This is a genomic window from Actinomadura sp. 6N118 (assembly GCF_044326415.1).
Lineage (GTDB): Bacteria > Actinomycetota > Actinomycetes > Streptosporangiales > Streptosporangiaceae > Spirillospora.
On record NZ_JBIRAZ010000016.1, the window covers coordinates 71,181 to 90,921 of the forward strand.

At 67.3% G+C, this 19,741-nt stretch carries 23 protein-coding genes; 9 read left to right on the forward strand and 14 right to left on the reverse strand.

The genetic code is table 11. The features are described 5' to 3' along the window. Positions 1-45: 45 nt before the first annotated feature. The 5 genes from ACH34W_RS35555 to ACH34W_RS35575 form a co-directional block, all read right to left on the reverse strand. Entirely contained in the window at positions 46-780 is a 735-nt protein-coding gene (locus ACH34W_RS35555) for an alanyl-tRNA editing protein (protein ID WP_395965544.1), read from the reverse strand. A gap of 27 nt (positions 781-807) precedes the next feature. After that, entirely contained in the window at positions 808-1,140 is a 333-nt protein-coding gene (locus tag ACH34W_RS35560; RefSeq protein ID WP_395965545.1) for a DUF2516 family protein, read from the reverse strand. Positions 1,141-1,260: 120 nt separating this feature from the next. Further along, positions 1,261-1,749 carry a hypothetical protein gene (locus ACH34W_RS35565; RefSeq protein ID WP_395965546.1) on the reverse strand — a complete coding sequence of 163 codons (489 nt, stop codon included), beginning with the start codon at positions 1,747-1,749 and terminating at the stop codon, positions 1,261-1,263. Further along, the gene (locus ACH34W_RS35570; RefSeq protein WP_151561525.1) at positions 1,746-2,138 is read right to left on the reverse strand and encodes a helix-turn-helix domain-containing protein; all 393 of its coding nucleotides are present in this window, start codon (positions 2,136-2,138) and stop codon (positions 1,746-1,748) included. The genes ACH34W_RS35565 and ACH34W_RS35570 overlap by 4 nt, the downstream gene beginning before the upstream one ends. A 155-nt stretch (positions 2,139-2,293) precedes the next feature. After that, complete coding sequence (locus tag ACH34W_RS35575; protein WP_395965547.1) at positions 2,294-3,274, reverse strand: neutral zinc metallopeptidase; 981 nt, start codon at positions 3,272-3,274, stop codon at positions 2,294-2,296. A 90-nt stretch (positions 3,275-3,364) separates the two neighbouring features. Between ACH34W_RS35575 and ACH34W_RS35580 the strand changes: the two genes are divergently transcribed. Together ACH34W_RS35580 and ACH34W_RS35585 are read left to right on the forward strand one after the other, a co-directional pair. After that, a complete protein-coding gene (locus tag ACH34W_RS35580) occupies positions 3,365-5,071 on the forward strand; it encodes a DUF2207 domain-containing protein (protein WP_395965548.1) in 1,707 nt (568 codons plus the stop codon). 47 nt (positions 5,072-5,118) lie between these two features. Then, positions 5,119-5,331: a hypothetical protein gene (locus ACH34W_RS35585; protein ID WP_395965549.1), complete on the forward strand. Its 213-nt coding sequence runs from the start codon at positions 5,119-5,121 to the stop codon at positions 5,329-5,331. Between the two features lie 106 nt (positions 5,332-5,437). Here the strand turns inward: ACH34W_RS35585 and ACH34W_RS35590 are convergent, their stop codons facing one another. Together ACH34W_RS35590 and ACH34W_RS35595 are read right to left on the reverse strand one after the other, a co-directional pair. Continuing rightward, positions 5,438-6,229, reverse strand: a complete 792-nt coding sequence (locus ACH34W_RS35590; RefSeq protein WP_395965550.1) for an SDR family NAD(P)-dependent oxidoreductase — start codon at positions 6,227-6,229, stop codon at positions 5,438-5,440. Positions 6,230-6,258: 29 nt separating this feature from the next. Beyond that, positions 6,259-6,984 carry an SDR family NAD(P)-dependent oxidoreductase gene (locus ACH34W_RS35595; RefSeq protein WP_395965551.1) on the reverse strand — a complete coding sequence of 242 codons (726 nt, stop codon included), beginning with the start codon at positions 6,982-6,984 and terminating at the stop codon, positions 6,259-6,261. A 153-nt stretch (positions 6,985-7,137) separates the two neighbouring features. On the opposite strand from ACH34W_RS35595, the gene ACH34W_RS35600 reads away from it, so the two are divergent. Further along, entirely contained in the window at positions 7,138-8,133 is a 996-nt protein-coding gene (locus ACH34W_RS35600; protein WP_395965552.1) for a sigma-70 family RNA polymerase sigma factor, read from the forward strand. 38 nt (positions 8,134-8,171) lie between these two features. On the opposite strand, the gene ACH34W_RS35605 is transcribed toward ACH34W_RS35600, so the two are convergent. Next, positions 8,172-9,167 (reverse strand): hypothetical protein, encoded by a 996-nt coding sequence (locus ACH34W_RS35605; RefSeq protein WP_395965553.1) that lies wholly within the window; start codon positions 9,165-9,167, stop codon positions 8,172-8,174. A 266-nt stretch (positions 9,168-9,433) separates the two neighbouring features. Here ACH34W_RS35605 and ACH34W_RS35610 point away from each other — a divergent pair, with 266 nt between their 5' ends. Continuing rightward, positions 9,434-9,847 (forward strand): hypothetical protein, encoded by a 414-nt coding sequence (locus ACH34W_RS35610; RefSeq protein ID WP_395965554.1) that lies wholly within the window; start codon positions 9,434-9,436, stop codon positions 9,845-9,847. Between the two features lie 176 nt (positions 9,848-10,023). On the opposite strand, the gene ACH34W_RS35615 is transcribed toward ACH34W_RS35610, so the two are convergent. Further along, complete coding sequence (locus ACH34W_RS35615) at positions 10,024-10,950, reverse strand: zinc-binding dehydrogenase (RefSeq protein WP_395965555.1); 927 nt, start codon at positions 10,948-10,950, stop codon at positions 10,024-10,026. Between the two features lie 97 nt (positions 10,951-11,047). On the opposite strand from ACH34W_RS35615, the gene ACH34W_RS35620 reads away from it, so the two are divergent. The 4 genes from ACH34W_RS35620 (at position 11,048) to ACH34W_RS35635 (ending at position 13,058) form a co-directional block, all read left to right on the forward strand. Further along, positions 11,048-11,638, forward strand: coding sequence for a TetR/AcrR family transcriptional regulator (locus ACH34W_RS35620; RefSeq protein WP_395965556.1), 591 nt, complete (start codon positions 11,048-11,050; stop codon positions 11,636-11,638). 72 nt (positions 11,639-11,710) lie between these two features. Then, on the forward strand, positions 11,711-11,935 hold the full coding sequence (locus ACH34W_RS35625) for a hypothetical protein (protein ID WP_395965557.1): 225 nt from the start codon (positions 11,711-11,713) through the stop codon (positions 11,933-11,935). A 14-nt stretch (positions 11,936-11,949) separates the two neighbouring features. Then, on the forward strand, positions 11,950-12,291 hold the full coding sequence (locus ACH34W_RS35630; RefSeq protein WP_395965558.1) for a PadR family transcriptional regulator: 342 nt from the start codon (positions 11,950-11,952) through the stop codon (positions 12,289-12,291). After that, positions 12,288-13,058: a hypothetical protein gene (locus ACH34W_RS35635; protein ID WP_395965559.1), complete on the forward strand. Its 771-nt coding sequence runs from the start codon at positions 12,288-12,290 to the stop codon at positions 13,056-13,058. Before ACH34W_RS35630 ends, ACH34W_RS35635 begins: the two co-directional genes overlap by 4 nt. A gap of 603 nt (positions 13,059-13,661) precedes the next feature. Here the strand turns inward: ACH34W_RS35635 and ACH34W_RS35640 are convergent. The 5 genes from ACH34W_RS35640 to ACH34W_RS35660 form a co-directional block, all read right to left on the reverse strand. Beyond that, on the reverse strand, positions 13,662-14,309 hold the full coding sequence (locus ACH34W_RS35640; protein WP_395965560.1) for a hypothetical protein: 648 nt from the start codon (positions 14,307-14,309) through the stop codon (positions 13,662-13,664). 203 nt (positions 14,310-14,512) lie between these two features. Then, the gene (locus tag ACH34W_RS35645; protein ID WP_395965561.1) at positions 14,513-15,172 is read right to left on the reverse strand and encodes a TetR/AcrR family transcriptional regulator; all 660 of its coding nucleotides are present in this window, start codon (positions 15,170-15,172) and stop codon (positions 14,513-14,515) included. 70 nt (positions 15,173-15,242) lie between these two features. Further along, positions 15,243-16,019, reverse strand: a complete 777-nt coding sequence (locus ACH34W_RS35650; RefSeq protein WP_395965562.1) for an SDR family oxidoreductase — start codon at positions 16,017-16,019, stop codon at positions 15,243-15,245. A gap of 46 nt (positions 16,020-16,065) precedes the next feature. Next, positions 16,066-17,625, reverse strand: coding sequence for an AMP-binding protein (locus tag ACH34W_RS35655; protein WP_395965563.1), 1,560 nt, complete (start codon positions 17,623-17,625; stop codon positions 16,066-16,068). Continuing rightward, positions 17,625-18,425 (reverse strand): enoyl-CoA hydratase/isomerase family protein, encoded by an 801-nt coding sequence (locus ACH34W_RS35660; protein WP_395965564.1) that lies wholly within the window; start codon positions 18,423-18,425, stop codon positions 17,625-17,627. The genes ACH34W_RS35655 and ACH34W_RS35660 overlap by 1 nt, the downstream gene beginning before the upstream one ends. Before the next feature lie 42 nt (positions 18,426-18,467). Between ACH34W_RS35660 and ACH34W_RS35665 the strand changes: the two genes are divergently transcribed. Beyond that, entirely contained in the window at positions 18,468-19,256 is a 789-nt protein-coding gene (locus ACH34W_RS35665) for an enoyl-CoA hydratase/isomerase family protein (protein WP_395965565.1), read from the forward strand. Positions 19,257-19,741 lie beyond the last annotated feature (485 nt).

Here is a 19,741-nt window from a genome sequence, read left to right on the forward strand (position 1 = left end):
CCGCCAGGCGAGGCGGTCGAGGCCGCCAAAGCCATAAATACAGCGTCAGTCGGAGACCTTGATGCGGAGGCGGCGGAAGCCGCGGCCTTTGTTCTCCACCTTGGCGACCTGGATGCGGCCGATCTGCTTGGTGGATGCGACGTGGGTGCCGCCGTCCGCCTGGGTGTCCAGGCCGACGATGTCGACGATCCGTACGTCCTCGACCTCCGGCGGCACCAGGTTGGTGGCCGTCCGGATGATGTCGGGGATCTCGAACGCCTCCTTGCGCGGCAGTTCCTTGACGTCGATGCGCCGGTCCGCCTCGACCTCGGCGTTGCAGGCGTCCTCCACCGCCTGCTTGAAGCCGGGTGGCACCTCGCGCAGGTCGAAGTCCATGCGGGCCGCCAGCGGCTCCATGTTGCCGCCGGTCACGAGGCAGCCGTAGTCGCGGAAGACCACGCCGCAGAGCAGGTGTAGGCCCGAGTGGGTGCGCATCAGCGCCGTACGCCGAGCGTCTTCGACGGCTCCCGTCACGGCGGTGCCTGCGGGCGGGATCGGGTCGCCCTCCACCGGGATGAGCTCAAGGTCGCCGCCCTTGCGGACCCCCGCGATGCGGGTTTGCACGCCCTGCCAGAGCAGCACGCCCTCGTCCGGCGGCTGGCCGCCCCCGCCCGGATAGAACGCGGACCGGTCCAGGACGATGCCCTCGGGGCCTGAGGCGAGTACGAGCGCGTCCCATTCGCGTAGCGACTGGTCGTCGAGTTCGAGACGAGCCGTACGCCCGTGGTGATGTGTCCCCATAACCGACACCCTAGGCCCGCGTTGGGATCACCAAGGGCCGTACGGGCCGGAACCGGAGTTGCCGCCGCCCTTTTTGTTCTTGTACGGCTTGACGGCGGGTTTCACGTCGGCGAGATAGATCGCGGCGACGATGAACGCGGCGATCGGGAGGAACGACAGCAGCGACAGGATGCCGGCCGCGCCGCCAAGGCCCACCACGTTGGCCACCACCAGCAGGATCAGCCACAACTTCTTGGTCTGCTTGTCGGCCGCCGGGAAGGCGCCCTCGGGTACCTGGAGCACGTCGATCAGCGCGATGACCTCGAAGACGAACGCGACGATCGCGAGGAACCAGAAGAAATAGAACAGCCCTGACATCATCGTGCGATCACCACTCTTGTCGCGGCCATGGACCTCGTGCCCCTTCAGAGTAGTCAACGACGAGGCCCGGCCGGATGATCCCGGCCGGGCCTCGTTCATGTCAATCCGAAGAGCGACGGCTCAGGCGTCGGTCTTCTTGGACGCGGCAGACTTGGTCTGGGTCTGCGCGGTCTTCTTCTGCTGCGCGGCCCGGGCCTTGGGCGCGGGCTTCGCCTCGGTGATCTCGGCGACCTCTTCGGCCTCGCGGTGCACGACCTTCTTGCCGCGCTCGGCGAGCTCGTCGATGAACCCGACGGTCCGGGTGCCGAAGTGGGTCACGTACGCGACCGCGGCGCCGGGCAGGTCCTTGACCTCGACCCGGTCCTGCACCTTGGTCGCGGCCTCACGGACCTCGCCGCGGTACTTGCCCACGGTCTCAAGGACCTGCTCGCGGACCTGGCCGCGGTACTTGTCGACGGTCTCGCGGAGCTCGCCCTGGTACTTGGTGGCGGTCTCGCGGGCCTTGGTCACCTGCTCGGGCAGCTCGCGCACCTTCTCGGCCGCGAGGTCGCCGCCGCCGATGAACGTGTAGACGGCCTTGTTCTCGCGGAGGTTGCTGGCAAGCGTCATCCGGCCTCTTCCTTTCCTTCTGGTTGGTGCTCGGTCAGCACGTCGGCAGCTTCGTTCTCCTTGCGGAATGACACATAGATGTCCAGCAGCACTTGTTTCTGCCGCTCCGTGAGGAGCAGGTCGGCCCGCAGGGCGGCCTCCACGTCTGTGTCGGCCTCGCGTTCCTCGAGAATTCCGGCCTGGATGTACAACGCCTCGGCGGAGATCCGCAGACCCTTGGCGATCTGCTGCAGTATCTCGGCGCTCGGCTTGCGCAGGCCTCGCTCGATCTGGCTCAGGTAGGGGTTGGAGATCCCCGAGACGTCGGCGAGCTGCCGGAGCGAGATCTTCGCCCGTGTGCGCTGCTCACGGATGTACTCCCCAATGGAGCCGACCTTCGAACTTGCCATGTCTCCACCTTGCGTCATGGTGCTTGCAATTGCAAGCACGCTGCTAGCACTTGACCTGTGAGTCCAGACACATTACGCAAACCCGCATGTCGGCGGCGTTATGGAGGTAACAGGACGGTGCTCAGTTGACCGATGAGGGCGGTTGATCGATCAGGTCAGTTGACCAATGATGCGGGCGCGGTCCATGTGTTGCAGACGGAGAGCTTCTGGCCCTGGAAACCCTTGACCACCCACCCCGCGTAGTTGCGGCCGGAGCCGTGGTCGCGCCGGTCGGCCGGCTGCCGCTCGTCGCCCCGGCCCTGCACGTCCACGATCATCGCGACGTACTGCTCCCGGGTCATCCCGATGGTGCGGCGCTCGGCCCCCAGGAAGGCCCCGGCGAAGCACTGCGCCTGGAGCTCGATGCGGCGGCTCGCCGCGTTGCGGCCCGTGATGTCGGACTGCTCCATCTCCTGATGCCCGTACGACAGGATCCCCGAGCTGTCCTGCACGTGATGGCCGTACTCATGCGCGATCACACGGGCGAAGACGGCGAAGTGCGACAGGGACTCGCCGCCGGAGGTCTCGACGATGTGCCGCAGTCCCACGTACATCGTGTTGTTGGCCGGGCAGTAGAACGCCGACGCCCCCGGGCTCGGGTAGGTGCCGCACGGGCTCCGGCCCGGACCGCTCCAAAAGACCCGCTTGGGGGGCGTGAAGGGCACGTCCGCCTTGGCGAACTGCCGCGTCCACGAGGTGTCCAAGCATGAGCTCAACGCGTTCATGAACCGGTCCATCGAGGCGACGCCCGGGCCGATCTGCGGCACCTGGCACTGGACCGGTGTGAGCGCGCCCGTGCCGTAGAGCTTGTTATTCGTGACCGTCTCGCGGGTCACCGCTTCGCCGCCCCGCGTACCCGGCCGCCCGAACTGGCCGCTGGCCCCGTCGCCGAGGGACGAGACGACCGAGAAGCCCAGAATCGCCAGGACGCCGAGCGCGGCCACCACACCGACCAGTCCCACCACGAGACCGCTGGCCGTACGCCGCTGCGGATGGCGCGGGGGCTGGTAGTGATACTGCGGCGGTACGCCGCCAGGACCAGGCAGGCGGTATGGCGGTGCCGGTGTGGGCGCCGGGGGAGGGTGGTGGCCTGCCATAGCAAAAAATCATCCCATAGTGGCCGCCCTTAACCTTGCCTACCTGCCGTACCGGTACGCTTTGCCGCCATGTTGAGTCGCCTGCGGCCAATGGTCGCCTCTCTGGCCGTCGCCGCGCTCATCCCGTTGACCACCGGCGCCGCGTTCGCCGACGACGCCACCACCGCGGCGCCCGAACGGGTGATCAAAGACGAGGTCACGCTCAAGGTCGGGCCGGGCGGCGTCACGCATGCCCGCGAGACGATCGTCTACGAGTTCGGCGGCACCCGCGAGCTCAGGCGGACCTTCGTCACCCGCAGCCACGACAGCGTGACCCGCGACCGCGTCTACAAGGTCGAGAACGTCAAGGCGACCAGCCCGGACGGCGGCCCGGCGAACGTGTCCACGTCCAACTCGGGCACCCGCACCACGGTCAAGGTCTCGGGCCCCGCCCCGTTCACCGGCCGCAAGACCGTCGTCCTCGACTACGACGTCCGCGGCATCGCCACACCCCTCGGCGGCATCGAGGAACTCCGCTGGACCGCGCTCGGCGGGTGGAAGGTCCCGATGGACGCCGCCCGGGTGACCGTGGACGCCGGCACGATGATCCGCAGCATCAACTGCTTCGCCGGGCCGCTGGAGGGCTTGACCGGCTGCTCGCAGTTCTTCACCGACCACACCCGCACGCGCGGCGAGTTCCGGCATGACCAGCTGTTGCCGGACGAGTACGTCACGGTGGTCGTCGGCCTCCCCGCGGGAACCACCAAGGCCCAGCCGATCTACGAGCGCCGGCACACCGTGGCGACCGCGTTCTCGGTCAACGGCATCACCGGCAGCGCCCTCGCGGGCCTCCTCCTGCTCCTCCTCGGCGGCGTGATCGCCCTCTACCTCCTCCGCGGCCGAGACGCCCGGGTTGTCGCCCAGAAAGCCGCCGAGGGCGACCACGCCCCCCTGGCCGGCTCGGAATTCGAGCCGCCGGACGGCGTCCGGCCAGGCCAGATCGGCACCCTGATCGACGAGCAGGCCGACGTCATCGACGTGACCGCCACGATCGTCGACCTCGCCGTCCGCGGCTACCTGCTGATCGACGAGGAGGACCGCGAGGTCACCGGCCGCCTGGACTGGGAGCTCCAGCGCCTGGAACGCCCGGCGGACGACCTCCTCCCCTACGAGCGCCTGCTCCTGGACTCGCTCTTCACGGCCCCCGACGGCACCCCCCGTACCGCGGTGAAGCTGTCAGCCCTGGGCGGCACGTTCGCCAACAACCTGGCCAAAGTCCGGTCCGCGATGTACGACGACGTGGTCGCGCAGGGCTGGTTCGCCCGCCGCCCGGACAGGGTGCGCTCCCGCTGGACGATCACCGGCTTCATCCTCACCGGCGTCGGCGTCCTGGGCACGATCGCGCTGGCCCTCTTCACAGACCTCGCCCTGGTCGGACTCGCCGTGATCATCGCGGGCGCGGCGCTGGCGTACGGCGGCCAGTACATGCCGGCCAAGACGGCCCACGGCGCGACGGTCCTCGCCCACATCATCGGCTTCCGCGCGTTCCTGGAACGCGGCGAGATCTCAGAGAACGACGAGATCGCCGCCCGCCAGCGCATCGCGCTCTTCTCGCGCTTCCTGCCGTACGCCGTGGTCTTCGACCTCGTCCCCAAGTGGGCCAAAACCGTCGAGAACGCGGGAGAGCGAGCCAAGGGCGCCGACAACCTCTACTGGTACGAAGGCCCCGCCGAGTGGGACCTCTCCAAGTTCGCCGAGTCGATGCGCACCTTCACGCTCACCACCTCAGGCTCGATCTCCCAGTCCAGGGGCCTGTGATTGGACCTCTCCTGGCGGGTAGGGGCCCAGTACAGGAGGTGAACGGCATGCTGGCAGAAGCATCCCCGACCGGTGCGAACATCCTTCTGATCGTCGGGCCGATCATTCTCGCTCTGGCACTCGTCGCATGGCTGGGGCTGACGTGGTACGCCAAGCAGAAGCGCCTGCCCCATCCGGAACGCCTGCACGGCAAGGCGACCAAGCGAGGCCCCGTAGCAGGCGGCATCATCGAAGGCGACCCAGGCCAACGCAAGCCATAAAGGCAAGCCCTCAGCCCCCACCCCTTCCGGCCGAACAGGTGGGAGAGCGGGGGGAGTTGGGGAGCGGGGGTAACTGCCACGCAAGACCCCCGCCCCCTGGGCTACGTCAGTCGGCGATCATCCCGCCGCTGAGGTTGGCGATCGCCCCTGTCATCGCGCTGGAGCGGTCCGAGGCGACGAAGGCGGCCACGTTGGCGATCTCAGCGACCGTGGGCAGCTGCTTGCGCAGTGTCCGGTCGGCCATCCGGGCCGCGAACGCGTCACCAGTGATGCCATAGGCATCAGCGTGCAGGCCGTACACCTCAGACAGCTGCGGCGTTTCAGGCATCCCCGCCGCGTTCAGACAGACGACACGGACGCCATGCGGGCCCAGCTCGGCCGCCAAACCCCGCGACAGCGCCTCAATCGCCGCCCACGCCGGCGCCATACCGCCCATGAGCGGAACTGCCGTCCGCGACGGAGACGCCGTGATCGTCAAGATCACACCGGATCCCTGGCCGGTCATGCGCCGCGCGGCAGCCCTCGCCGTCAGGAAGTTGGCCTTGGGGTAGGTGGCCATGGGCAAATCGAAAGCGTCGAACGACAGGTCGGCCAGCGGAGTGCCCTGAATGCCTGTCTGGGGAAGGCTGATCGCGTTGAACGAGACATCGAGGGATCCGGCATTCCGGACCACCGCATCGGCGTGCGCTTCGACGGCAGCCTCATCCAGTACGTCCACCGAGGCGACATCGGCGACGCCACCCGAGGCCTGGATCTTTTCCGCGACCGTCTCCAACGCGGCGGTGGTACGCCCAGCAAGGAAGACCCGTGCGCCCTCCGCGGCGAAGGCGTGAGCGACCGCGCTTCCGATGGCTCCGCTCGCTCCGTAAACAATGGCGTTCTTCTTTTCCAGCAACACTGCTACTCCTGGTTGTTGGATTTGCCTGCTTATGACGCGACGGGCCCTGCTGCTACGAGCGTCGCGTTCTGGCGCTCGAGCGCCTTGGCGTCACCGATGCGCCAGCCTTCGGCCATGGGCTCTGACAGTGGATCGGGAAAGATGTCCTCCTCACCTCTCTCGACTCCGTCGAAGATGGCTTGCGCGACGGACTCCGGAGAGGCCTTGGGTATGTCGAGGTCGCGGACCATGTCGGTGTCCACGGGACCGGCCAGGACGGCATGAACCCCCACGCCACGTCCGGCCAGAAGAGCGCGCAGCGATTGGGACAGAGAGAATGCGGCTGCCTTTGAGACCGAATAGGCCGGCATGACCGGCAAGGCGGCAAAGGCCGCCACCGACAGAACGTTGACGATGGCTCCCCGAGAACGGGTCAGCAACGGCAGGAAGGCCTGGGTCACGTCATACGTGCCGAAGAGATTGACGGCCAGGTGCCGTTCGAGCGTGGCACGATCGCTGAGGTCATCGAAAAGCGCCAGGCCGGCGTTATTGACGAGGATGTCGAGAGACCCGACCCTCTCGACAGCCGCCCGGGTCTGCGCCGCGTCAGTCACGTCCAGGGTGAGGGGCGTGACTCGCCGATCTGAGTGGGCCAGGGGCTGGCGCGTACCGGCATACACCTGTTTCGCGCCTCTCCTCAAGGCCTCCTCGACCAGCGCCTGCCCGATGCCACGATTGGCCCCGGTCACCAGAACCACTTTGCCTGCGATCGTCATACGAGTACGGCTCCTCACGTGTCCCGACGCCCGGATCGTCCGGCCGTCACAGATACAGAACCCACGACGTCTGGAAACTGGGCGCGCATCAACCGCCCAGTTCACGGCTCGGCCGGTGTCGATACCAAGAAGACGTGACGCGGAGGTGGACTGATGACAACCGGCCTGATCAACAGGGCACGGGCGGGAGACGGCGAGGCGTTCCGGGAGTTGACCGAGCCGTACCGCCGAGAGCTGCATATGCACTGCTACCGGATGCTCGGGTCCTTCCAGGACGCCGAGGACGCCCTGCAGGACACGCTGCTGGCCGCCTGGCAAGGCCTCGGAGCGTTCGAGGGACGCGCCTCGGTCCGCACCTGGCTCTACCGGATCGCCACCAACCGGTGCCTCAACGCGCGTCGCTCGGCCAACCGGCGCCAGGCCAAGGAGTGGGACATCCCCGACATTGACCCCCCAGAGCCGACCCGGCTCGGTGAAGTCGTCTGGCTCGAACCGTATCCCGACGCCCTCCTGGAGAACGTGCCGCTCGACCCCGAGGCACGCTACGAACAGACCGAAGCCCTCTCCCTGGCCTTCGTGACCGCCCTGCAGGTCTTGCCCGCCCGCCAGCGCGCCACGCTCATCTTGCGCGAGGTACTCGGATACCACGCCAATGAGGTGGCCGACATGCTCGACTCGACCGTCGAATCAGTCAACAGCGCCCTCAAACGGGCCCGCGCCGCCCTGCAGCACCGCCTGCCGCCGACAGACGAGCGCCAACCGCCTCCCGCCCCCGGGTCACCCGCCGAGCAGGCGCTCGTGGCAAAGTTCGTCCACGCTTACCAGTCCGGCGATGTCGACGCGCTGGTCGCCTTGCTCACCGCCGATGTCCGCGTCTCCATGCCACCGATCCCCCTCGAATACCACGGCCGCGACGCCGTGGCCCGCTTCTACGCCAGCATCATCCGCCAAGACCGGACGTATGACCTCGTCCCGACGCGGGCGAACGGTCAACCGGCGTTCCAGGCCTACCTTCTCGCCCCCAACGGCATCCGACACGCAACCGGCCTCCTCGTCCTCACCCTCACCGGCGACCAGATCTGCGCCGTGACCCGCTTCGACAACAGCGTGCTCCCGTCGTTCGGGCTGCCACGCGCACTCCCAGGCTGAAAGCTGGGGGATCGAGGAGTTCGATGGCGGCCAGATCCTCACCGGGTCCACGGCACGTGCACGATCGACTCCGGCCGTAGTGGCCATTCGGCGATGGTGAGGCTGAGCCGGTCGTCGTGGGGGAACCGGTCGTCCTCGTCGCGTGGCAGTGCGCTGCGGACGAAGCAGCGGTGCAGCAAGAGTTCCCGGCGCTGGTCCAGCGGGTCATCGTCGTCGAGTCGGTCAGCCGGGCGTTGCGGAGGGTCCTCACCGATGTCCACCTCGCCGTCCCAGTTGAGGTGCAGGCCGTCCTCGTCGGAGTAGAACCGGTGGAAGCTGGTTCGCCATTGCGAGTTGGAACCCCAGCCGTGCGACAGGTCACTGGTGGGACGCGGATCGCGACGGGAGGCGAAGTACAGCGTCGAGGTCGTGGCCACCGCGGCGTCGATCAGGTGTCGGGGAGCCCGCACCCGCACACCGGCCCGGCTGAACAGCAGGTCACCGAACCAGAAACCCGGCCACAGCACCTCCTCCAGGGTCACGCGCGTCGCGCCCGGATCCTGCACCACGGCGAAGATCTCGTGGTGGAACGGGGAGAACGCCTCGGCGTGTTCGAACGGAGTCAGCCCGATATCGGTGAAGAACCTCGTGTACGCAGCCAGCCCGTCGGACTCCAGCCTCCGGGAACCAAGCCAGCCAGGGGTGGCGGTAACCCGCCATCCGCCGAGCTCCAACCTGTGGGTGGTGCTGCCCTCGATGACAGCACGTCCTCCGGTGACACCGAACCCGGCGGGCGGGTCCCCCTCGGGGCAGAAGAGTTCGATCAACTGGTCGCTGACCCGGCTCAGCGCGTACAGCTTCATGATCCGCCACCGCTGCTCGTCGTCCCCGCCGGCGGGTATCCGCTCTCGCCTGCGCAGCGGCGCCAACTCGGCCAGATGGTCGGCCGCCATCCGCTGCTGACCAGCCAGATATCGCTGACGCCCAGCGACGTCGTCATGGTGGTCGTGCAGATCTTCGTACAGCCGGCGGAAATAGCCCCAGTCGAGTCCCATGGCGCGATCATGACCCCGCCGTTCCACACCGGCAACGACATTTCAGGGTGCCCGGTGGCTCAGGATCGTGCGAGGAGACAGACGCGTGGCCCCCGTCCGTCGGGTGCTTTGCCGGTGATCTCCGGTGGCCGCCAGGGTGGAGATCATCCTTGCCGGAGGATGTGCGACATGAGGGGCATATCCGCAGATAAACGGCATTGACCGGCCCGTGGGGCGGTGCTGGGCTGGGAGGAGCGAACGAACAGATCACGCATCCAACGGGGGGAATGACGATGGCTCTTGGCGACCAGATCGGTCATGACACCGGACAGATCACGGGGACGCGGATCCTGCCGGGCGAGTCAGGCGAGCCGAAGGTGGAGGTGTCGTTCGAGGCACGGGGCCACCTGCTCAACGAAGAGATCACGGACATGGGGACGTACGTCTCGCGTAGGCGGCCGGACGGCTCCCTCTACGGTGACGGCCAGGGCGTCACCATGACCGCGAGCGGCGAGACCGCCCTCTGGAAGGGCTCGGGGGTCGGCAAGCTCCTGCGCAACGGAGCGACCTCGTGGCGCGGTGCCATCTACTTCCAGACGGAGTCCGAGAAGCTCTCACGCCTCAACGGCATAGCCTGCGTCTTCGAGTACGAGGCCGACGAGAGCGGCAAGGTCGAGTCCAAGACCTACGAGTGGAAGTAGCCGCTTCACACGAGCGCGCAGTGCCCTGGGCCAGAGGGCACTGCGCGTCTCGGTCACCCCGCGAGCAGACTCGCGACCACTCGATGTCGTAACCGACAAACAGGGAAACATCTCACGGTTCAGCCATCAGGAGTCCGTCCCGCAAGCCACCGGGGGCGAAGTGATTCGGAACGAGATCAGTCAGCGGCCACCGGTTCCACGTCCAGCACCGCCTTGCCCGCGATGCGCCGGTCCAGCAGTACCTGGGCGGCCTCGGTGACGCGCGTCCACGAGCCGCGCCAGTCGACCTCCGGGGAGAGCCTCCCGGCCGCCACGAATCCCAGCAGGATGGCTATGTCGGGGCCGACCTCATGGACGTCGCCGAACGTACTCATCGTCTTGGACGGGCCGATGAAGAAAAGCGAGTACGGCGCGAACTCCGCTGGCTGGTCGGACGCCCAGCCGATGTTCTGCACAGCCCCGCCCGGCGCGAGGAGTTCCCAGGCGGCGGCCAGTTGCGGTCCACCAACGTTGTCGAGAATGAGGTCGACCGGTCGGTCGATACCCTCCAGGCCGACCACCACCTCGTGGGCGCCCAACTCGGTCAGGCCGCCGGCGCGGGCCGCCGATCCCACCGAGGCGATGACATGGGCACCGCCCAGGGCCGCCAGCTGGACGGCATAGCGGCCGACGCCTCCGGCCGCGCCGGTGATCAGCACCCGGCGTCCCAGGATGGAGCGGGAGCGCAACGTGCGCAGCGCGGTGATACCGGCCATAGGCAGTGCCGCGGCGTCAGCGAGGTGGACTGGGGCGGGGACTTCAGCCACCGCGGTGGTGTCCACGGCCATCCGCTGGGCCCACGCGCCGGCACCGAATGCCGCGACTCGAGCGCCTACGGCCGGTCCGGTGCCGTCCGTCGCGGCACGGACGACGACACCGGAGGCGTCGTAGCCGTGCACGGTTCCGGCCGGGCGCTGGCTGGCACCAGCTACCTCGCCGCGGTTGAGCGAGATGTGCCGCACCTCGATCATCAACTGGTTGGGCGCCGGGTGAGGTTCGGCTGCCGTCCCAAGACGTAGGGAACCGGGGACGTCGGGATCAACGACGAGCGCGCGCATGTTCATCAAGAACTCCTCCGTGGACGGCAGCATCCGGACTAACAGTCCGCTTAGTGCACGGTATCCTATCCGGACTGATAGTCCGTCTCAGTGGGGAGCGCCGATGGCCCAACAGCGCGCCGAACGCGCCGACGCGGCCCGCAACCGCCGCGCGGTGCTACACGCGGCTGAACAGCTCCTGGCCGAAGGTGGCGGAGAGCATGTGTCGCTCGATCGCGTTGCCGCCCTTGCCGGAGTCGGGAAGGGCACCGTGTTCCGTCGATTCGGCAACCGCGCCGGGCTGCTGCAGGCGCTGCTGGAGGAAAGGTCCCGCGAGCTACGCGACGCGATCACGAACGGCCCGCCGCCTTTGGGACCTGGAGCACCCACCCGGGAACGACTGCTCGCCTTCCTCGACCAGCTTGGCGCGATCGCCGAAGGCAACGCCGTGCTGTTGTCCGCACACGAGCAAGCCTGCGCCGAGGACAAGTACAGCGACCCCAGCTACCAATCCTGGCATCGCCATCTCCGCGCCCTGCTAGCCGACGAACGCCCCGATCTCGACGCCGACTTCCTGGCCCATGCCGTCCTCGCTGTCTTCGACGGCGACCTGATCCGCCATATGACACCGCCCGACGACCCTCGACGCTTCACCCGTTCCATCCAGCGAATGGCCACGGCACTCCTCGACCGTGGGGCGGTGGTTGTTTCATAACGGAATGCACAACCGGCGCAGGTCGCGGTGTATTGCCAGCGATCACTTGGGGTCGTATGTAGAGTACTAACCATGGGCTATGTAGAGTTCGAGCGACGCAGGAACGGTTCGGGGCGGTCCGGGGTGTTCGTTGCCTGGGAGTTGCTGGCATGGCTGGGGATCGTGCTCGCCGCAGTCGCGGCGGCCGTGCTGGCGGTGCTGACGCCTGCGGTGGCCCGGCCGGTCAGTGTGGCGGCGGCGGTGGCCGGCCTGCTGCTTGCTGTGTACGCCGCGGTGCGGGGAAGTGGGACACGGTGAGCCGGGGCCCGCGGATGACGCTGCAGACCCAGATGGTGCTGCGCCAAGCGCTCCTGGAGCCGGGCCGTGAGTGGTACGGGCTGGAGATGGTGCAGGCCACCGAGCTGCCCACCGGCACCGTCTATCCGATCATCACCCGGCTGGAGCAGGTCGGCTGGATCACCTCCCGCTGGGAAGAGCCCGCCGAACAGCGCGACACCGGCGCCCTCGGCCGTCCCCGCCGCCGCTACTACCAGCTCACACAGGAGGGCGCCGAGAACGCCCGGCTCGCCCTGGCCAAGGCCCACGCCAACCGCGCCACCGCCCCCAAGCCCTGGGGTTCGCTACGCCCGCACACTCCTGGGACCACTGCGTGATCCGGAAAGGCCGTCGCCGCACACCTGACCTCGAGTACGAGTTCACCCGCTTCGCTGGCGTGGTCCGCGCTGGTGCAGATCGTGCGGCGCGCAGGGCCGAGGACGCGGCGGCGGACATGGCGGCGGACTCGGCGATGTACGCGGAGGACGTGGCACGGCATGCGCGGATGGCTGCGGATGCGGCGGCGAACGCGGCGGATACGGCGAAACATGCGGCAACGGACGCGGCAAGCGCGGTGGTGTACGCGAAAGACACGGTGAGGTGTGCGGTGGCGACGGCGGACGCGGCGGTGAGAGTGGTGTACGAGTCATACTCGGTGCGCCCGATGCATGCGGCGGCGAACGCGGCGAACGCGGCGGTGAACGCGACGAATGCGGTGCCGTCGAGGGACGCGGTGCACGCGATGGGCGCGGCGGAGCTACGGGGTCACGTGCGACAAATGGCGACCGCGGCGGTGGCGGCGTTGGACACGGCGGCAGCGGTGTTCGATCAGATGGAGCCGGCTGCGACGGTTCTGGTGCGGCGGCCAGGGCGGGTGACGGTGCAGCTGGTGGAGCTGGCGGTGGCGGCGTTGCCGGCCGTGCACCGGGCGCGGTACGCCGAGGAATGGCTAAGCCTGCTCGCCGAGCTGCCCACCCACCGGGCCCGGGCCGGGCACGTGCTGTCCATCCTGTCCGGCGCACCCCGCCAGGCCTGGACGCTGCGTCGTCCCCTCAAACCCGCCCCGCCAGCCCGACACGGGGTGGCTGGACGCGCACTCAAATAGGCAGCCCCCGTGGCGAGGGTTCCAGGTCGCTGGCCATAAAACGATCATGGGAAACCTCGCCTCATTTCCGCAGGCGAACCCTTGGAATCACTCGTCTAGAGGATCAGTTCATCCCGCCTCACATGGGCAAGGAGGTCGGCGAAGCCATCAGTCGACAGGGTTAGGTGACCAGCATCGGGGGCCCTTGCTGTCCCACACGCCTATGATGCGCGAAAGCTTCCCAGCTTCTAGCGCGGCGTCAGTCCCGCTACGACTGGCCTTTTGGCATGCCGCCGTCATCGGCGGCCCTCCATTGCCTGCGCTATGACCTCAGTGGACGCACCCCCCAGGAAGCGCGTGATTTTCGATACTGTCGAATTTCAGGCGGAACGAACGTCCTCCTTGGGGCCATACCCCCCACCCCAACGCCCACCCCAAACAACCAGCCACACCATCAGCATCCACAACCACTTGACACCGACACTCGCCGCTTAACTTCCCGGCATTGCGGGCTCCGCCCCCACACCCCCGCCCCTTCAGTGGTGCATACCTTCAGGGCGGCAAAAGCCACCCGAGGGTGACCCGAGCAGGCCGAATACCAACAGAAAGAAACCTTCGTAGCTTTTAGAAGGATCCCCATTCCGCTTCTTGTCTGCCAGGCCCATATGTCAGGGCATATCCATGCCGGTAGGCCCAATTCTCTGCATGTCGGCGAAGGTGAGGCGATCCAGAGTTGAGATAAATTACCGCCACCTCTTCGTCGTTCATGAAATCGAGAGCCGCCGCCATCATTCCCAGTGCAGCGTCTCTTCCGAGCCTTATCGCCAAGAGAAGCAATGTCCGTTTGAAGTTTCGCCCATAGAAGGCCTTGACAAGCGCATGCAGGTAGATGGGGTCGTCGACCTTCCGGAGTCGACTGAACTGAACTCTCCCTCTCCGTTCATTGATCCAGCTCCCATGGATGCTCAAGTTGGCCGCCGTGTCGATAAAGAGATCCACGGTCGTGCGCACCTCTGGCATCCGAGAGGGCGGCAGGCCAGCCTTGTTTGTGCGGCACTCATCTGCACCGAATGCCATAAATATGTCGGCTAGCTCTCTAGCGCGGCCATGATAGTAAGCCAAATGAAGAAGGGTGTCCCCAAATTCGTCCTGCTCGCAAAGCAGTTCCCGAGACGGCGAAAGATCGCAAATCTTCTCAGCAGAAGAAATATTGATAGCCTTGACTATTTCTTCCCATGTCGTTTCGCGTCGCGCTCTCTTGAAGAAACTCATGACAATGCGACCTCAAGGACGGTCGGAGCAATGACAGGGTTCCTGTCTCCCAAGCCTCAGGATGCACAACCGCGCATATGGAACGCAATCCCTGGAAGCCAGGCCTTAGAGGGAGTTTTGTGACGGAGTGCAGGCGCTCGGCCTCAACGTCGCCATGCTGACACTGGTCACCCTCGCCACATCTCGGCCGCGGTCGCCCGCGTTCAGTTCGGAAGGAAGCGCGTAGGCTCGCCGATGTCCAGGTCTGCGCGCCGCACGGGACGTCCGTCCCGTGCGGCGCGCATCAGTGCCAGCCCGCCGTCGGCGTAGGTGTGGCAGAGCTCGGCCAGTTCCAGGTCGCCGCCCGGCCGGAACCAGTGGGATACCGCGGTGCACATCTCCAGCAGTCCGATGGTCAGCACCTTGGCGTTCGGCACTGTGAACGTCCCGGCGGCGACGCCGTCCTCCACTGTGCGGCGCCAGATGCCCTCATACGAGTCGCGCAGGTCGAGCACGCGTTCCCGGCGCTCGCCGGAGAGGGCCCGCAACTCCGTATCACTGACGATCTTGGCCAGCCGGTCGGTGACATGGACCCACACGTGCTGCTCGATCAGCATCGCCAGTCGCTCGGGCGGCGGCTGCAGCACCTGGCATGCTTCCTCTGCGGCGCGCCTGAGTGGCTCGGTGCTGGCGATCATGATGGCCACCAGCAGGTCGTCCTTGCTGCCGAAGTGGTGGTAGAGCGACGAGAGCGTGACGCCGGACTGTGCGGCGATGTCGCGGATGCCCGTACCGTGAAATCCTCGCTCGGCGAACAGACCGATGGCCGCCGAGCGGATACGGCGAGGCGTTTCACCCGCTTCCGCAGCAGGCGTGCGCGGCATCGAAGGCTCCTCCCCGATCACAAGGCCGTCCCGGTAACGCGAACCTATCCGATGCCGTGATCATTGCCGGTCAGCCCGCCATGGTCAGCCCGCCGCTGACAGACAGGATCTGACCAGTGACGTGGGCGGGAGCCGTGGCGAAGAAGGCCACCGCCGCGGCGATCTCCTCCGGCCGGGCCAGGCGACGGTTCGGTGTCGCGCGGACGATGGCGTCCATGGTGCCCGCGGCCCGCTCGTCCTGCTTGATCTCCTCCAGCAGCGGCGTGTCCGTGGGCCCTGGGCACACGCAGTTCACGGTGATGCCGCGGCCTGCGGTCTCGCGGGCGATCGACTTGGTGAACGCGATCGTGCCTCCCTTGCATGCGGCGTAGACGGCCTCTCCGGAGGAGCCGACGCGCCCGGCGTCGCTGGCCACGTTGACGATCCGGCCGCCACCTCGCTCGAGAAGTCGCGGGATGGCCAGGTGGGTGGCGTTGAGGACGCCTTTGAGGTTGATGTGGATGAGCTTGTCCCACAGTGCAGGGTCGGTGTCGGTGAAGCGTTGCACGTGGTCCCACCCGGCATTGTTGATCAGGACGTCCAGGCCGTTCATGCGCCGGCAGGCGGAGTCCATGGCCGCGCCCAGGCCCGTGTGGTCGCCGACGTCGGCGCTCACTGCGAAGGCGGCGGGCACCTCTCTCGCGAGCGTCTCCGCCGCCGCCGTGTCAAGATCGACAATCGCGACGGTCGCGCCGGACACGGCGAGCCTGCGAACGATCGCGGCGCCGATGCCTTTCGCGCCGCCGGTCACGATCGCGGCGGTGCCGTGAAGTGCGATTTCATGGCTGGTTGGAGAATCGTCGCTCATCATGAGAACCCTGTCGTCGATAGATGGCTGGAAGGCCCCGGTGAGGTCAGTCACGGGCCTGCCCGTCAAAGGTGGTGTCGCCGACCCCGCCTGCCTTGAGCGCGCGTTTCTCGATCTTCTCGGTGGGCGTCTTGGGCAGCGGGCCTGTGAACTCGACGTATCGCGGCACCATGGGGCGCGGTAGCCGCTCGCGGCAGTGGGCGAGCAATGCCTCTGCGTCCAGTTCGGTGCCGTCCCGAAGCGACACCATGACCATCACGTCTTCTTCGGTGAGTTCGCTCGGAACGCCGAACGCGGCCACTTCCAGGACGGCAGGGTGCTCGCCGATGACGGCTTCGATATCCAGTGCGGAGATGTTCTCACCACGCCTGCGGATCACGTCCGCCCCGCGTCCCACGAAGTAGAAGAAACCGTCCTCGTCGCGGCGGGCGAGATCTCCGGTGTGGAACCACAGATCGCGCCAGGCCCGAACGGTGGCCTGTGGCATGCCGGCGTACTCGCTGAGGATCACGTGCGGTTCGAGGGGCCGGACGCAGATCTCGCCGACCTCACCGCTGGGCATCTCGAATCCGTCGGGGTCGAGGATCCTGACATCGAAAGGGCGGACGGGCCGACCGCACGAACCTGGGCGGCGTGGCTCACCCGGGCGGTTGTACAGCACAATGCCCGTGTCGCTGAGACCGTACACCTCGACCAGCTCGACGCCGAACCTGCGCTCGAACTCCCCAGCCCAAGCAGGAAGCGGAACTCCCCAGCCGAGCCGGGCCGGGTTATCCGCGTCATCGGGCGCCGGCTCCTGGTTGTACAGCATGGTCAGGGTCGCGCCCATGAAGTCGAACACCGTCGCCTGATAGTGGCGTATCTGCTGCCAGAACCGTCGTACGGAGAACCGCTCCACCAACGCCGCGGTGGCGCCCAGCACGAACGCGGGAGCCACGGTGAAGATGGCCGCGTCGGCGTGGAACAGCGGGAACGGGCAGAAGAGCACATCGTCCTCGGCCAGGCCGAGCTGCTCGGTGAAGATCTCCGCTTGCCGGAGCACGTACCGATGTGGCAGCACGCATGCCTTCGATCGGCCGGTGCTGCCGGAGGTGAACAGCAGAATGCCGGGATCGCCGGGGCGGGTCTCGTGCCGAGAGGCGACGCCCGGGTGTGCCGTCAGCTCCTGCCACGGCCGGGCCGGGATCGCGCCGACGCGCGTTCCGGTGCCGCCACGGACAAAGACCAGGCGCAGACTCGTGCCCTTCGTCGTCCCTTCGAGCACCGGCAGGAACCGGTCGTCGACGATCGCGACCTCGGCCTCGGTCATCGGCAGCACGGTCGCGAGCCCATCGCCGAGCAGCGCCGTGTTCACCGGTGCCGCCACGGCGCCGATCCGGCTCAGCGCCAGCCAGGCGACGACGAACTCGACACAGTTAGGCAGGACGAAGGCCACGGTATGTCCGGCGCGCACGCCGTGCTCAGAGAGAGCGGCAGCCACCGACCGAACCTGCGCGGCCAGCCCGCCATAGGTGAGCATCTCGTCCTCCACCCGCAAAGCGGGATGGTCGGGCCGCGTCCGTGCATGCCCATCGACGAGATCGCTGAGCGTACGCGCGTCCCCCATCACTGCCCTGTCCTTCCGTCCGCGTGACGAGCAGCGAAATCACGAAGTCCCGCTTCGGCCGCACGGCCACGCCGGGCCCTCCCCACGGCCACCGCCTCTCGCGCCAGCGCACTCACGATGGCCTCATCACCCACATCGTTCATCAACCGCCGAGTCAGTCGGATGGCCTGCGCTCGACTCGCCAGTTCCTCGGCTAGCGCGATGGCCCTGTCCAGGACACGGTCGTCCGGCAGCACCTCGCCGACCAGGCCAGCCGCGAGCGCCCACTCCGCGTCGAACCTTCTCCCAGTGAGCACCATGTCGCGTGCGCGCCCGTGCCCAACGATGGCGGGCAGCAGCACCGAAGCCCCGTTCGTGCACACCAGTCCCCACACCACCTCAGGGCATGCGAACACGGCACCGTGAGCGGCCACCCGCAGGTCGCAGGCAAGCGTCAACTCCAGCCCGCCCCCCATCGCCACACCATTGATCGCTGCGATGCTCGGCTTGCTCAACTCAAGCAAGGTCCTGGTGACCCGTTGGAGCAGTTCGATGGTCTCGTCGAACACCTCGGCGTCGGTGCGCGCCGCCTCGGACAGATCATCGCCCGAGCAGAATCCGGGCCCGGCGCCGGTCAGCACGACGGCCTCCGTCCGTTCGGACCGCTCCGCCTCGGCAAGCACAGCCATGAGATCGCACAGCATCTGACGGGACAGCGCGTTCCGCACCTCCGGTCGATTAAGCGTCACCACGGAGACGGGCCCTCGCTGGTGGAGCAGCACGTGTCCGGGGCGGCTGGCAGTACCGGATTCAAGCGACATAGAGTTATTGTATCGATCGATCGATACAATACAAGGAGGATTATGGACCGCTACGCGACCTACCAGCGGCTGGACCTGAGCTGGGCATCGGACGGCGTACTGAAGGTGACCATCGACAACCCCGGCCGCGCCAATGCCCTTGACGCGGTGGGCCACGCCGAGATCACTCGCATCTGGCCCGACGCCGAAGCCGACGAGCGGGTCCGCGCCGTTCTGGTCACCGGAGCCGGTCGCACGTTCAGCGCCGGCGGCGACCTTGACTGGATACAGAGCCTCGCCGATGACCCGCAGGCCCGCATCGCCGGGCTGCGCGAGGCCCGGGAACTCGTGACCAACCTCATCGAGTTCACCAAGCCCGTCGTCTCATCGGTGCGTGGAGCGGCGGTCGGAGCGGGACTCGTCGTGGCGCTGCTCGCCGACGTCTCTGTGGTCGCCAAGAACGCCCGCCTGATCGACGGCCATACGAGACTGGGCGTCACCGCGGGTGATCACGCGCCTCTCGTCTGGCCGCTGCTGTGCGGGCTGGCCAAGGCCAAGTACTACCTGCTGACCTGCGAGCCACTCGACGGCGCGGAAGCGGAGCGCATCGGCCTGGTCTCACTTGCGGTCGACGAGCGTGAGGTCCTCGAACAGGCCACCGACATCGCCACCCGGCTCGCAGGCGGTGCCCCCACCGCCCTGAGGTGGACCAAACAAGCTCTCAACTCCTGGCTTCGGGCAGCAACCCCGCACTTCGACGCTGCACTGGCACTCGAGTTCCTCGGGTTCGCCGGCCTGGAGGTGCAGGAGGGCATCGCGGCACTACGGGAGAAACGTGCTCCCACGTTCTGACCAGGCGGGCGGGAAGGACGCGCCTCAACAGCGAATCTCAGGTCGGAGAGCGGAGCAGCGATGGCGAACACGATGCACTAAAGAGGGTGCTTTGTTGGCGTTCGCTCCGATTCAGGGGAACAGGCCGGGTTCGAGTTCAGAGAGGATGTCCCGCCCGACCAGGCGCTTGAGCTTTGCGCGTATGGCTTCGACGTGCCGGGGCTCGGTCCCGGTGTCCAGGGCGCGGCACAGCTGTTTGGCGCGGAGATCACCGTCAGTGCGCGATCCGGGTCGTGCTGAGGACGGAAGCTGCAACGCACTTCAGTTGGCCAGTCTGAGCACACACAAGTGCTCAGACGGGGCACGGACGGGTCAGTGCTGTTCCGCCGATCGTTCGTCGCGAAACTGCTGGCGGCGGCCGGCGCAGGGCTGACTGGCCTCGGACAAGCTGGCCGCCGTGGATCTGGGTTCTCCCTGGTTCGACGTCTGCCGGGCTTGGATCGGCT

Excerpts from the sequence above, each read along its gene's own strand:
- ACH34W_RS35560 (WP_395965545.1), bottom strand. The coding sequence starts at position 1,140 with ATGATGTCAGGGCTGTTCTATTTCTTCTGGTTCCTCGCGATCGTCGCG.
- ACH34W_RS35655 (WP_395965563.1), bottom strand. The coding sequence starts at position 17,625 with ATGGGGGACGCGCGTACGCTCAGCGATCTCGTCGATGGGCATGCACGG.
- ACH34W_RS35650 (WP_395965562.1), bottom strand. The coding sequence starts at position 16,019 with ATGAGCGACGATTCTCCAACCAGCCATGAAATCGCACTTCACGGCACC.
- ACH34W_RS35570 (WP_151561525.1), bottom strand. The coding sequence starts at position 2,138 with ATGGCAAGTTCGAAGGTCGGCTCCATTGGGGAGTACATCCGTGAGCAG.
- ACH34W_RS35575 (WP_395965547.1), bottom strand. The coding sequence starts at position 3,274 with ATGGCAGGCCACCACCCTCCCCCGGCGCCCACACCGGCACCGCCATAC.
- ACH34W_RS35585 (WP_395965549.1), top strand. The coding sequence starts at position 5,119 with ATGCTGGCAGAAGCATCCCCGACCGGTGCGAACATCCTTCTGATCGTC.
- ACH34W_RS35620 (WP_395965556.1), top strand. The coding sequence starts at position 11,048 with ATGGCCCAACAGCGCGCCGAACGCGCCGACGCGGCCCGCAACCGCCGC.
- ACH34W_RS35595 (WP_395965551.1), bottom strand. The coding sequence starts at position 6,984 with ATGACGATCGCAGGCAAAGTGGTTCTGGTGACCGGGGCCAATCGTGGC.
- ACH34W_RS35565 (WP_395965546.1), bottom strand. The coding sequence starts at position 1,749 with ATGACGCTTGCCAGCAACCTCCGCGAGAACAAGGCCGTCTACACGTTC.
- ACH34W_RS35600 (WP_395965552.1), top strand. The coding sequence starts at position 7,138 with ATGACAACCGGCCTGATCAACAGGGCACGGGCGGGAGACGGCGAGGCG.
- ACH34W_RS35555 (WP_395965544.1), bottom strand. The coding sequence starts at position 780 with ATGGGGACACATCACCACGGGCGTACGGCTCGTCTCGAACTCGACGAC.
- ACH34W_RS35630 (WP_395965558.1), top strand. The coding sequence starts at position 11,950 with ATGACGCTGCAGACCCAGATGGTGCTGCGCCAAGCGCTCCTGGAGCCG.
- ACH34W_RS35605 (WP_395965553.1), bottom strand. The coding sequence starts at position 9,167 with ATGGGACTCGACTGGGGCTATTTCCGCCGGCTGTACGAAGATCTGCAC.
- ACH34W_RS35580 (WP_395965548.1), top strand. The coding sequence starts at position 3,365 with ATGGTCGCCTCTCTGGCCGTCGCCGCGCTCATCCCGTTGACCACCGGC.
- ACH34W_RS35665 (WP_395965565.1), top strand. The coding sequence starts at position 18,468 with ATGGACCGCTACGCGACCTACCAGCGGCTGGACCTGAGCTGGGCATCG.
- ACH34W_RS35610 (WP_395965554.1), top strand. The coding sequence starts at position 9,434 with ATGACGATGGCTCTTGGCGACCAGATCGGTCATGACACCGGACAGATC.
- ACH34W_RS35645 (WP_395965561.1), bottom strand. The coding sequence starts at position 15,172 with ATGCCGCGCACGCCTGCTGCGGAAGCGGGTGAAACGCCTCGCCGTATC.
- ACH34W_RS35640 (WP_395965560.1), bottom strand. The coding sequence starts at position 14,309 with ATGAGTTTCTTCAAGAGAGCGCGACGCGAAACGACATGGGAAGAAATA.
- ACH34W_RS35615 (WP_395965555.1), bottom strand. The coding sequence starts at position 10,950 with ATGAACATGCGCGCGCTCGTCGTTGATCCCGACGTCCCCGGTTCCCTA.
- ACH34W_RS35625 (WP_395965557.1), top strand. The coding sequence starts at position 11,711 with ATGGGCTATGTAGAGTTCGAGCGACGCAGGAACGGTTCGGGGCGGTCC.
- ACH34W_RS35660 (WP_395965564.1), bottom strand. The coding sequence starts at position 18,425 with ATGTCGCTTGAATCCGGTACTGCCAGCCGCCCCGGACACGTGCTGCTC.